This is a genomic window from Deltaproteobacteria bacterium PRO3 (genome assembly GCA_030263375.1).
Classification (GTDB): domain Bacteria; phylum UBA10199; class UBA10199; order DSSB01; family DSSB01; genus DSSB01.
In genome coordinates this window covers 1-11806 of the sequence record SZOV01000011.1, presented here as the reverse complement: position 1 = coordinate 11806, position 11806 = coordinate 1, and the positions used below count along the sequence as shown (strand labels likewise).

Genomic DNA, 11806 nt, shown 5'->3' with positions numbered 1-11806 from the left:
GGCTAATCTCCTAGCGGGACGACGGCGGGCTTGCCGGCCTTGCCGTAGAAGCTCTTCAGCGCGGCCTTGAGCATCTTCAGGCCGACGCCCACCTCGCTGGTCATCTTGGTGGAATGGGCGTGGTAGCGCACCGAGACGGGGATCTCGCGCACGGTCAGCCCCAGCTTGCCGCAGTACAGGGAGAGGACCAGGTCGAATTCGTAGCGGTCGGGGAGCTGCTCGAGGAAGGGCGCCACCGAGGCGACGCGGTAGGCCTTGAAGCCGGAGAGGACGTCGCGGAAGGGCGCCCGCCAGAGGGCGCGGGCCATGAGGCTGAAGAAACGGTTGCCGAGGGCGCGCCGCCAGGGAATCGAGACGGGGGCGTGCAGTTTGTTGCCGACCACTAAGTCGATGGGGCCGCTCTCGATTTCTTGCACCAGGCGCAGCAGGTCCTCGATCGAGCGTTGCCGGTCGCCGGGAAAGACGACGAGGTGGCGATAGCACTGGTCGCGCGCGTAGCGCAGGCCGCTCTTGATCGCGGCGCCGTAGCCCAAATTGGCGGGGTGGCGGATCACGGGAAGGCCGGAGCCTGCCAAGAGCTCGGCGGTCTCGTCGCGGGAGCCGTCGTCTAACAAGAGGAGATCGCAGCGCCCGCGCAGTGCCGGGGATTGAAGCTCGCGCAGCAGCTCCGGCAGGTTGGCCGCCTCGTTGAAGCAAGGCACCAGGCACAAGGCTTTTTCCCGGGCGGTCAAGGGCATCGGGCTTCCTTCTTGGGGGTGGAAGCCCGGTTTTCTTCCTTTTTTCGAGGCTTTGTCAATGGGCGATTGGGGGGCTCGCAAGGTCCGCAGGCGTCCGCCTTATCTCCCCTTGGCGCGGCCCAGGCGCTTATCGACCGCGTCCCAACGAATATTGGCGAAGAAGGCCTCGATGTATTTCCCCCTTTCGGCGGGCTTGTAGTCGAAGAGGAAGGCGTGCTCCCAGACGTCCATCACGAGGATGGGGCTAAAACCGGCGATGTTGCCCGTCTCGTGGAGGCTGACCCAATGGTTCGACAGGCGGCCGCTCGCCGGGTCCTCGTAGCAGATCGCCCAGCCGACGCCCCGCATCTTGCCGATGCCGACGAAATCCGCCTTCCAGGTCTCGTAATCGCCGAAGGAGGCGGTGGCGCGGCGGTAAAAGGCCGAGGACTTCTTTGGGTCGCCCCCGGCGTCCCGTTTGAGGTTTTCGAAGTAATACTCGTGCAGGACCATGCCGTTGTACTCGAAGCCCAGCCGTCGTTTCAGCTCGGAATAGTCGGGGAATTTGTCCTGGTCGACGCGGCCGCGGCGGAGGAGCCCGGAGATCTTTTCGTTCAGCTCGTTGGTCTGTTTCACGTAGCCCTCGTAGAGCTTGAAGTGGGTCTCGAGCGTCTTGTCCGAGATGCCTCTCAGCCCGCTGAGGGGAAAGGACTTGGGACGATAGGCGGCGTTGGGCTTCATGCGCGTCTCCTTCCATGAAGGTGTTCTAAGGTTGTCTCTTTCCTTCCCGGAGGGGGGGCATGTCTGCGGTCTGGAATTTTAGAAAGTCCCTCCTCGGAAGCCTACGGAAAAAAGCGTCGACCCCGTTGACAGGGCGCCGGACGGCCGTTATAAGGGGAGGAGGTCTATATAAGACTAAATTAGTCTTATATAGAAGAATATCCACAGGGAAAAACAATTTAACTATTTGAATTTATTAATATTATTTTCAAATATTTAATTCATTTTCATGGATCTAAACGGTCGTAATTGTGCTGCATTTTAACAAAAAAACCGAATACGCCCTGCTCGCCATCGAGCACATGATCCGCAAGGAAGGGCAGGCCCTGCCCGTTACCAGCACCCGAGAGATCTCCCAGTCCTGCCACATCCCCTATCCCCTCTTGGCGAAGGTGATGCAGCGCCTCGCCGCCCACGGCGTGATCCGGGCCTTCCAGGGGACCAAGGGCGGCTACGTCCTGGCTAAGCCGCCCGGGGACATCACGGTGGCCCATGTCGTCGAGATCTTCGACGGGCCCTTCGCGGTGGCCGAGTGCTTCAACGGCGAGAAGATCACCTGCCCGCAATGGGACGGCTGCCTGATCAAGGGGCCCTTTTACGAATTGAACTACAAGATCTACAACCTGCTGGCCCAGACCACGGTCGCCGACCTGGCCAGCAAGCAGGCCAAGCCGGCCCTGCAGGAGTCGCTATGAGCGAGACCAACCAGGCCCTCGAGGAAATCACGGGGCAGGAATACAAGTACGGCTTCGTCACGGCCATCGACGAGGATCGCATCCCGAAGGGGCTGAACGAGGACATCGTCCGCCTGATCTCCGCCAAAAAGAACGAGCCCGAATTCATGCTCGAATGGCGGCTCCGCGCCTATCGCCATTGGCTGACCATGCAGGAGCCCACCTGGCAGAACGTGCGCTACCCGAAGATCGACTACAACGACATCTACTACTACTCCGCGCCCAAGCAGAAGGTGAAGCCGAAGAGCCTCGACGAGGTCGACCCCGAGATCCGCGAGACCTTCAACAAGCTGGGCATCTCGCTCGCCGAGCAGGAGCGCCTGACCGGGGTCGCGGTCGACGCGGTCTTCGACTCGGTTTCGGTCGGCACCACCTTCAAGGGCAAGCTCAAAGAGATGGGGATCATCTTCTGCTCTTTTTCCGAGGCGGTGTTGGAGCATCCCGACTTGGTGAAGAAATACCTGGGCTCGGTGGTCCCCTACAGCGACAACTATTTCGCCACGCTCAACTCGGCCGTGTTCAGCGACGGCTCCTTCGTCTACATCCCGAAGGGCGTGCGCTGCCCGATGGAGCTCTCCACCTATTTCCGCATCAACGCCTCCGAGACGGGCCAGTTCGAGCGCACGCTGATCGTCGCCGACGAGGGCTCCTACGTCAGCTACCTCGAGGGTTGCACCGCTCCGATGCGCGACGAGAACCAGCTGCACGCCGCGGTGGTCGAGCTGGTCGCCCTGGGCGACGCGCAGATCAAGTACTCGACGGTGCAAAACTGGTACCCCGGCGACAAGGAAGGGAAGGGCGGCATCTACAACTTCGTCACCAAGCGCGGGAAGTGCGCGGGAAAGAACAGCAAGATCTCCTGGACCCAGGTCGAGACCGGCTCGGCGATCACCTGGAAGTATCCCAGCTGCATCCTGCAGGGCGACAACTCGGTGGGCGAGTTCTACTCGGTGGCCGTGACCAACAACTACCAGCAGGCCGACACCGGCACGAAGATGATCCACATCGGGAAGAACACCCGCAGCACCATCGTCTCGAAGGGTATCTCGGCGGGCCACGGGCAAAACACCTACCGCGGCCTGGTCAAGATCAACAAGGGCGCCGAGGGCGCGCGCAACTACTCGCAGTGCGACTCGCTCCTGATGGGCGACAAGTGCGGCGCGCACACCTTCCCCTACATCGAAATCAAGAACAGCTCCGCCCAAATGGAGCACGAGGCGACCACCTCCAAGATCGGCGAGGACCAGCTCTTCTACTGCAAGCAGCGCGGCATCTCGGAGGAAGACGCGGTCAACATGATCGTCAACGGCTTTTGCAAGCAGGTCTTCAAGGAATTGCCGATGGAATTCGCCGTCGAGGCGCAGAAGTTGCTGAGCGTCAGCTTGGAAGGATCCGTCGGTTAAATTTTGGGGCGAGCCCCCGCAAGAGGAAACTATGGCATTGCTCGAAATCAAAAACCTCCACGCCAAGGTCGAGGACAAGGAGATCCTCAAGGGGATCAACCTCACGGTCAACGCCGGCGAGGTGCACGCGATCATGGGCCCCAACGGCTCGGGCAAGAGCACCCTGGCCAACGTCCTCGCCGGGCGCGACAACTACGAGGTGACCTCCGGGGAGGTGCGCTATGAAGGCAAGAACCTGCTCGACCTCGACGTCGAAGAACGCGCCCGCGCCGGGATCTTCCTGGCCTTCCAGTACCCCATCGAGATCCCCGGCGTCACCAACGCCCACTTCCTCAAGACGGCGCTCAACGCCGTGCGCAAGCATCGCGGCCTCGAAGAGCTGGATGCGATGGACTTTCTCGCGCTCGTCAAGGAGAAGATGAAGCTCCTGCAGATGGATCCGGGCTTCCTCAACCGCGGCGTCAACGAGGGCTTCTCGGGCGGCGAGAAGAAGCGCAACGAAATTTTGCAGATGGCCATGCTCGACCCCAAGCTCGGCCTGCTCGACGAGACCGACTCGGGCCTCGACATCGACTCGCTCAAGATCGTCGCCAACGGCGTGAATGCCCTGCGCAGCCCGAATCGCGCCTTCGTCCTGGTCACGCACTACCAGCGGCTTCTGGATTACATCGAACCGGACTTCGTCCACGTCCTCTCCGGGGGCAAGATCCTCACCTCCGGCGACAAAGAGCTGGCCAAGCACCTCGAAGAGCGCGGCTACGGCTGGGTCGTGGGCAAGGATGCCAAGGCGGTGGGGGCCTAAGCCATGCTCGCTTCCTACCAACAAGCCTACGAGCGCTCGCTGGACCCCAAGGCCCCGGCCTTCCTCCGCGAGCGGAGACAAGCCGGCATCGAGCGTTTCGCGGCCCTCGGTTTTCCGAACCGCCGCATGGAGGAGTGGAAGTACACCTCCGTCGAGCCCATCGCCTCGCGCGAGTTCCAGCTGGGCGGCGATAAGGAGGTCGCGCGCTTCACCCTCGAGGAGATGCACCGCATGGCCTTCTGCGTCCTGCCCGGGCCGCGGCTGGTCTTCCTCAACGGGCATTTCCATCCCGCCCTCTCGGACATCAGCGGCTTGCCCGCCGGGGTGCGCTGCAAGAGCCTGGCTCAGGCCCTCCAGGAGGACGCCGCGAGCCTCGAGGCCCATCTGGGCCGGCAGGTCGAGGGCCAGGGCCGCGCCTTCGTCGCGCTGAACGACGCCTTCTTGCAGAACGGCGCCTATCTCTTTTTGCCGCGGGGGACGATCCTCCCGCAGCCGATTCAGCTGCTCTTCGTCTCCCACGGCAACGGCCAGGCCGTCGTCTCGCACCCGCGAGTCCTGGTGGTGGCCGAGGCCCAGTCCCAGGCCACGCTGATCGAGACCTACGTCGGCCAAGGGACCTATTTCACCAACGCGGTGACCGAGATCGCCGCCGGCGAAGGCGCCGTGATCGAGCACATCAAGCTGCAGGGCGAGAGCGAGTCCGCCTTTCACATCGCTTCGATCGGCGTCCAGCAGTCCCGCGACAGCCAGTACACCTCGCACTCCCTCTCGCTGGGCGCCGCCCTGGCCCGCAACGATCTGGGCACCGTCTTGGGCGCCGAGGGCGCGGGCGCGACCTTGAACGGGCTCTATATGGTCTCGGGGAGCCAGCACGTCGACAACCATACCAATATCGATCACGCCAAGCCGCACTGCACGAGCGCCGAGCTCTACAAGGGCATCCTCGACGGGAAGTCGCAGGGCGTCTTCAACGGCCGCATCTTGGTGCGCCCCGACGCGCAGAAGACCAGCTCGCAGCAGAGCAACAAGAATTTGATCCTCTCGGACGACGCGCTGATCAACACCAAGCCGCTGCTCGAGATCTACGCCAACGACGTGAAGTGCAACCACGGCGCCACCATCGGGCGTCTCGACGCCAACCAGGTCTTCTACCTGCGCTCGCGCGGCATCGACGCCGCCCTGGCGCGAAGCATTTTGACCTACGCCTTCGCCAGCGACGTCGTCGCCTTGATGCGGCAGGAGCCGCTGCGCGAGCGCCTTCAGCAATGGATCTTCGCCCGCCTGATGCCGGGCAAGGAGGTCGCCGCATGAGCCAGGCCGCGACCCAACCGATCGTCGCCCCCGCGGCCCCGGCCCTGGGCTGGGACGTCCATCGGATCCGCAAGGACTTTCCGATCCTGGCCACCAGCGTCCAGGGCAAGCCGCTCGTCTACCTCGACAACGCGGCCACCAGCCAAAAGCCCCAGCTCGTCATCGACCGCGTCCAGCGCTACTACGAGCGGGAGAACGCCAACATCCACCGCGGCGTCCACGTGCTGAGCGAGAAGGCCACCGAGGAGTACGAGCACGCCCGCAGCAAGATCCAGCACTTCCTCAACGCGCGCGAGGCGCGCGAGATCGTTTTCGTGCGCGGCGCCACCGAGGCGATCAACCTGGTCGCGATGACCTACGGACTGAAAAATTTCAAGGCCGGCGACGAGATCCTGATCAGCAACCTCGAGCATCACTCCAACATCGTGCCCTGGCAGATGCTCTGCGAGCGGACCGGCGCCGTGTTGAAAGTCATACCCATCAACGACGCGGGCGAGCTGCTGCTCGACGAGTTCGAAAAGCTGCTCTCCGAGAAGACCAAGATCCTCGCCGTCAACCACGTCTCGAACGGCCTCGGCACGATCAACCCGATTAAGTGGATGATCGACAAGGCCCACGCGAAGGGCGTGCCGGTCCTGATCGACGGTGCCCAGTCGGTGCCGCACCTCAAGGTCGACGTGCAGGCCCTGGACTGCGACTTCTTCGTCTTCTCCGGGCACAAGCTCTTCGGTCCCACCGGGATCGGCGTGCTCTACGCCAAGGCGGCCCTGCTCGAGAAGATGCCGCCCTACCAGGGCGGCGGCGACATGATCAGCGCGGTGACCTTCGAGAAGACGACCTACAACGTGATTCCCTACAAGTTCGAGGCGGGCACGCCCAACATCGCCGGGACCATCGGGCTGGGCGCGGCGGTGGATTACCTGAACAGCATCTGCTTCGGCGGCGCGGCCGCCTACGAGCATACGCTCCTCGAGTACGGCACCGGCCTGCTTCAAGAGATCCCCAGCCTGCGCTTGGTCGGGACGGCGAAGGAGAAGGCGAGCGTCCTGTCCTTCGTGATGGAGGATATCCATCCCCACGACATCGGGACGGTCTTGGATTTGGAAGGTGTCGCGATCCGCACGGGGCATCACTGCAACATGCCCTTGATGAAGCGCCTGGGCCTGCCGGCGACGGCCCGCGCCTCGATGGCCTTTTACAATACGAAGGAAGAATTGGACGTCCTCGCGCGGGCCCTGCGCAAGGTGAAGTCCGTATTCGGGTAATTTATTTCCTATGTCGGAACTCTCAGAACTCTACCAAGAGGTCATCCTCGACCACAACAAGCAGCCCCGCAACTACAAGAAGTTGGAGGGCGCCAACCGCCACGCCGAGGGCTACAACCCGCTCTGCGGCGACCAGATCACCGTCTACCTCAAGATGGACGGCGACAAGATCGACGACGTCTCCTTCGTCGGCTCGGGCTGCGCGATCTCGAAGGCCTCCAGCTCGATGATGACGGGCGCGGTGAAGGGAAAGTCCAAGATCGAGGCCGAGCAGATTTTCGAAAAATTCCACCAGATGGTCACCGGGAAGCCGCACGGCCCCGTCCCCGAGGGCTTGGGCAAGCTCGCGGTCTTCTCCGGCGTCTGCGAATTTCCCTCCCGCGTCAAGTGCGCGAGCCTCGCCTGGCACACCCTGCGCGCGGCGATGGAGGGGAAGGACGAGACCGTCTCGACCGAAGCGGAGGAGGCCGGCGATGAGCAGCACCACCCCCATCGATAAGACCGTTTTAGAGCAGAAGGTCCTGGACGTCCTCGCCACCTGCTACGACCCGGAGATCCCGGTCAATATCTACGAGCTGGGCCTGATCTACAAGATCGACATCGACGACAACAAGAACGTGGGGATCCAGATGACGCTGACCTCCCCCATGTGCCCCGTGGCCGGATCCCTGCCCGGCGAGGTGCAGTCGAAGATCCAGGCGATCGAGGGGATCGGCGAGGTCAAGGTCGACTTGGTGTGGGAGCCGCCCTGGGGCCCCGACCGGATGTCGGAGGCGGCGAAGCTTCAACTCAACGTGCCCCTCTAGGTCTCTTGCCTCACGAAGGACCGCGGCGATTCACGGAGGCGGCGATCCGCTCCAATTCCCGCCTGATCGCCTCGGCGCCCCGCAAATAGATGTCGTTGTGCCCCGCCTCCGGCACCTCCACCAGCCGCGCCTGTTCGCCCCAGAATTTCTTCATGTCCCGGCTCATTGACACCGGCACCAACTCGTCCTCGTCGCCGTGGATCAGGGTGACCGGTTCGCGGACCTGAGGCCAGAACTCCCGGGTGTCGAAGACCGCGTCCTTGAAGAAGAGGTCCGGCGTCATCGGATAGAGCCCCTGCGCCACCTCCAGCATCGAGGTCATCCCCGAAATCAACACCAAATGGGCCGTCTCCCGTTTGGCGGCCAGGTAGGTCGCCACCGGCGTCCCCAGGGACCAGCCCGCCGCGATCACCGGCAGGCCGGGGAATATTTCCCGCGTCACCTGGTCGTAGGCGTCGAGGGCGGTTTGGTAGAAGGCCGCCTCGCCGGGCTTGCCGGGGTGGTGGCCGAAGCCGGGAAATTCCACCAGCACCGTGACCCAGGCCTCGCGGCGGAAGAAGGGCAGGACGTAGTCGAGATCCTCGACCAGCTCGGCATTGCCGTGAAAATAGAGAACCACGGCCTTGGCCTGGGCGGGGTCGATCTCCTTGTCGATCAAGAGATAGAGCGAGCGGCCGCTCGCCAGGCTCAAGTTCAAGGGGGTCCCGAAGCGCGGGGCCTCGGGGTGGCGGTCGGCGCCGGGGAAGATGAGATTCATAGATTTACCTCGCGGGCAGCGGCATTGGGCCAGGCAGGCAAGGGAGAGGAAGGCGCCAAGGGCCAATATCGCATATAAGCCTTTCCGAAAACGAATCGCTGGCGTTTTGCTTCCCATTTTTCGATACTTGTTTGATTTTGCCCCTTTGCCCAGCAAAGATCAAAATGCTTTTCTCAAAGGCTATGGATAAGAAGACCCCCGATAAAGACCCGCAGAGCGACATCCTGATCGGCCACGGCGCCTTCGGCGTGGACTACGTGCCGAAAAAGCTCCGGGCCCGCGTCGAGGGCGGACGGGTCTACGCCGGCAAGAAGGGCGAGATCCCCTCGGGCAAGGCCAAGGCGATCCCGCTGGACCGCTTCACCATCGCCCTGTTCCGGGTCGACGACGAGTATTACGCGATCAAAGACGCCTGCCCGCACGCCGATTACCCGCTCTCCAAATCGCAGCTCGTCTCGCGTTACACGGTGATGTGCACCTCGCACAACTGGCAATTCGACATCCGCGACGGGCATTGCGTGAAGATCGGTCACTGCGGCCACGCCACCCCGGACCTGACGGTCCGCAGCTTCCCCGTGGAGGCCGAGGGGGAGGACCTTTGGGTGGTCGTCGAATCGCGAGGTTCCCTGTGAACCTCGAGACCCTGCTCGACAGCTACCGGCGCTGGTTCGGCGAGGAACTGGTCGATAGGGAGGGCGGTCCCGAGGCCTGGCGGGAGCGCCTCGACGCGGCCCCCTTCGCGGTGGTGGCCCACGGCTTGGGGCCGGACCCCGTCCTGAATTACGGCAACCGCAAGGCTTTGGAGCTTTGGGAGATGGACTGGGAAGAATTCACCCGCACCCCCTCGCGGCTCACCGCCGAGGAGCCCAATCGCGAGGAGCGCGCCCGCCTGCTCGCCCGGGTTACCGAACACGGTTTCATCGACGACTACTCCGGCGTTCGCGTTTCGAAGGGCGGACGGCGGTTTCGCATCTCTGGGGCGCGGGTTTGGAACCTGCTCGACGCCTCCGGCGCATATTGCGGCCAAGCCGCGGCCTTCGGTTCCTGGGTCTATCTCGAGGCCGCGCCTACTTCAGCGAGTACTTCACCGCCATGACCGCGAAGGTCGGGGGAGGAAGGACGCCGGTCCAAGAAGGAGGGAAGGATTTCAAGAAATTTTCATCTTTGGTTTTGATGCGATTTTCCACCCGAAAAAAGACCTGGCCGTTCGGCGGAACGACCGTCTCGCAGGTCATCGCACGGGGTTTTTCCTGGGATTCCAGGCTGTAAACCGCTTCCACGGAGCAGCCCGGAATTTCTTCGATCTTGTAAGCGGAGCCCGTGACGGAAAGCCGCGCGCCCTTCACGATCGACCGCCACTGCGCGCCCGTCGCGGTGGACAAGGCTTGCATGGCGAAGGCCGACCAGACCCCCTGCTCGCTGTTGAGATCCGCGAAATTGCTGTTGCTGTCCAGCGGATAGAAGTAAAGGTCGACGCCCTTGATTTTGGCGCCCGGCGGCAAGGACACGGCGCAGTATTGGACGGATTCGGAGAGATAGATCGTGTCGGCGTCTTTGGGCCCGGACCAGCGCTGGTTGCTGTGGGCCTGGCAAAGCCAGTAAGGAATGGTCAGGACCGAATCCACGTTGATCCCAGCAAGCAGGTTCGGCGAGACTTGGAGAGACGGCTGCGCCAAGCCCAGGCCGCCCGGGGTGAAGGTGACGGTAGGGTTGCTGGGATTGGCTGGCTGCAGCCCCGGGGTGTTGGGATCGGCATTTCCGCTACCGGCACCGGGATTCTCGCCGCCCTCTCCGGCTTTGACGCCGTCGCCCAAGGCGACCTGCGTCCCTTCGCCGCCGGCCGCCGTTAGGCCTCCGTCTTCCCCGGGGGCGCCCCCCGATTGGCCGGAACAGGCCGAAATTTGAAGGATCGCCAATAGGGAAAGGACGGAGATGAAGCGGCGCGTCATGGTGGCTCCCGGATAATCAAGTAGTGAAGATTTTCCAACCCCTATGCAGTCTTTATCGCTAAGACCGGATGAGAAAGGTGCTTGGAATGTTACTTATTTTCTGCAAAGGCCACAATCTTGGAATTTTACTTTGAAGGCCAAAAATACCTCGCCGCCCTTCGCCAGGCCATCGCGGAAGCGAGGCGCAGCCTCGACCTCGAGATGTATATCTTCGCCAGCGACGCGGTGGGCTGGGACTTCGCCGAGCGGCTGGCGCGCAAGGCCCAGGAGGGCCTGCGCGTCCGGGTGCTCTACGACAGCATCGGCTGCAAGGGGACGGCCGAGCAGCTCTGGATCATGCTGGAGGAAAACGGGGTGCGGTTGCAGGAGTACAACCCCGCCTTTCCCCTGCCGAGAAACCTGCGCCGCCGCAACCACCGCAAGGTCCTCCTGGCCGACGGCCGCGTCGGCTTCCTGGGCGGCTTCAACCTCATGGACGTGGATTGGCGCGACACGGGGGTCCGGCTCGAGGAGCCGGACTTGGTCGCCGAGCTGGCGGCGCAATTCGAGATCGAATGGGAGAAGCGCCACCCCGAGATGCGCGAGCTGGCCCGCAGGCGCCGGCGACGCCGCGGGGAGGAGCTGAGCGGCCTGCATATCGTGCCGAGCTACGGGATGCGCCGCATGGGCCTGATCCGCCACGAGTACCTGCGCGCCGTCCTGCGCGCCCGCGAGCGCATCGACATCACCAATGCCTATTTCGTGCCGGATTTGGGCATGCTTCGGGCCCTGCGCAAGATGGCGGGGCGTGGCGTATCGGTGCGAATCTTGACGGCGGGGACGAGCGACGTCCCCGTCGCGAAGTGGGCCTCGGAGGCGGTCTACGCCAAGCTGCTGAAGGCCGGCGCGAGGATTTTCGAGTACCGGCCGCGCATCCTCCACGCCAAGAGCGCCGTCGTCGACGGGCGTTGGTTCACGGTGGGCAGCGCCAACATCGACCATTTGAGCTTCCTGCACAACCTGGAGGTCAATCTGATCGGGGTGGACGTCGAGGCAGCGGAAATTTTATCCCGACAATTCGAGGCGGATCTCGCGCAATCCCGGGAGATTCAGGCGGACGAATGGCGCCGCCGCTCCCGCTGGGCGCGGTTCCGGGAGCAGTTCTTCTACGCCTTCCGCGCCTGGCTGTAGCGCTGCAGGGCCCAGACCAAAAACCCCAAACCCAATAGGATTCCGCTGCGCGCCACCGCGTCCCAGCCGAAGTTGGCGAGCAGGACGGCGCAGAGCAGGATCCCGCAAAAGGG

The 11806-nt window shown here is 63.3% G+C and carries 14 protein-coding genes; 10 read left to right on the top strand and 4 right to left on the bottom strand.

All coding sequences use genetic code 11. The features are described from left to right. Window positions 1-2: 2 nt before the first annotated feature. Both FBR05_03445 and FBR05_03440 read right to left on the bottom strand, forming a co-directional pair. Window positions 3-737, bottom strand: a complete 735-nt coding sequence (locus FBR05_03445; GenBank protein MDL1871240.1) for a glycosyltransferase family 2 protein — start codon at window positions 735-737, stop codon at window positions 3-5. 99 nt (window positions 738-836) lie between these two features. Next, on the bottom strand, window positions 837-1457 hold the full coding sequence (locus FBR05_03440; protein MDL1871239.1) for a superoxide dismutase: 621 nt from the start codon (window positions 1455-1457) through the stop codon (window positions 837-839). Window positions 1458-1747: 290 nt separating this feature from the next. On the opposite strand from FBR05_03440, the gene FBR05_03435 reads away from it, so the two are divergent. From FBR05_03435 to FBR05_03405, 7 genes are read left to right on the top strand one after another with little or no spacing between them, the layout of a single operon-like run. Continuing rightward, window positions 1748-2191, top strand: coding sequence for an Rrf2 family transcriptional regulator (locus FBR05_03435; GenBank protein ID MDL1871238.1), 444 nt, complete (start codon window positions 1748-1750; stop codon window positions 2189-2191). Next, the gene (gene sufB, locus FBR05_03430) at window positions 2188-3633 is read left to right on the top strand and encodes a Fe-S cluster assembly protein SufB (protein ID MDL1871237.1); all 1446 of its coding nucleotides are present in this window, start codon (window positions 2188-2190) and stop codon (window positions 3631-3633) included. Before FBR05_03435 ends, sufB begins: the two co-directional genes overlap by 4 nt. 37 nt (window positions 3634-3670) lie before the next feature. Then, window positions 3671-4435: a Fe-S cluster assembly ATPase SufC gene (sufC, locus tag FBR05_03425; GenBank protein ID MDL1871236.1), complete on the top strand. Its 765-nt coding sequence runs from the start codon at window positions 3671-3673 to the stop codon at window positions 4433-4435. A gap of 3 nt (window positions 4436-4438) precedes the next feature. Continuing rightward, a complete protein-coding gene (gene sufD, locus FBR05_03420) occupies window positions 4439-5746 on the top strand; it encodes a Fe-S cluster assembly protein SufD (GenBank protein ID MDL1871235.1) in 1308 nt (435 codons plus the stop codon). Then, complete coding sequence (locus FBR05_03415) at window positions 5743-7011, top strand: cysteine desulfurase (GenBank protein ID MDL1871234.1); 1269 nt, start codon at window positions 5743-5745, stop codon at window positions 7009-7011. Before sufD ends, FBR05_03415 begins: the two co-directional genes overlap by 4 nt. A 10-nt stretch (window positions 7012-7021) precedes the next feature. Further along, window positions 7022-7510 (top strand): SUF system NifU family Fe-S cluster assembly protein, encoded by a 489-nt coding sequence (locus tag FBR05_03410; GenBank protein MDL1871233.1) that lies wholly within the window; start codon window positions 7022-7024, stop codon window positions 7508-7510. Next, window positions 7485-7817: an SUF system Fe-S cluster assembly protein gene (locus tag FBR05_03405; protein ID MDL1871232.1), complete on the top strand. Its 333-nt coding sequence runs from the start codon at window positions 7485-7487 to the stop codon at window positions 7815-7817. The genes FBR05_03410 and FBR05_03405 overlap by 26 nt, the downstream gene beginning before the upstream one ends. A gap of 10 nt (window positions 7818-7827) precedes the next feature. Here the strand turns inward: FBR05_03405 and FBR05_03400 are convergent, their stop codons facing one another. Beyond that, window positions 7828-8691: an alpha/beta hydrolase gene (locus FBR05_03400; protein MDL1871231.1), complete on the bottom strand. Its 864-nt coding sequence runs from the start codon at window positions 8689-8691 to the stop codon at window positions 7828-7830. A gap of 47 nt (window positions 8692-8738) precedes the next feature. Between FBR05_03400 and FBR05_03395 the strand changes: the two genes are divergently transcribed. Next, window positions 8739-9206, top strand: coding sequence for a Rieske (2Fe-2S) protein (locus FBR05_03395; protein ID MDL1871230.1), 468 nt, complete (start codon window positions 8739-8741; stop codon window positions 9204-9206). Next, on the top strand, window positions 9173-9670 hold the full coding sequence (locus tag FBR05_03390; GenBank protein ID MDL1871229.1) for an MEKHLA domain-containing protein: 498 nt from the start codon (window positions 9173-9175) through the stop codon (window positions 9668-9670). Before FBR05_03395 ends, FBR05_03390 begins: the two co-directional genes overlap by 34 nt. On the opposite strand, the gene FBR05_03385 is transcribed toward FBR05_03390, so the two are convergent. Continuing rightward, entirely contained in the window at window positions 9642-10523 is an 882-nt protein-coding gene (locus FBR05_03385; GenBank protein ID MDL1871228.1) for a hypothetical protein, read from the bottom strand. The two genes, FBR05_03390 and FBR05_03385, sit on opposite strands and share 29 nt — an antisense overlap. Before the next feature lie 117 nt (window positions 10524-10640). Between FBR05_03385 and FBR05_03380 the strand changes: the two genes are divergently transcribed. Beyond that, window positions 10641-11693, top strand: a complete 1053-nt coding sequence (locus FBR05_03380) for a cardiolipin synthase ClsB (GenBank protein MDL1871227.1) — start codon at window positions 10641-10643, stop codon at window positions 11691-11693. The last annotated feature ends 113 nt before the right edge of the window (window positions 11694-11806 follow it).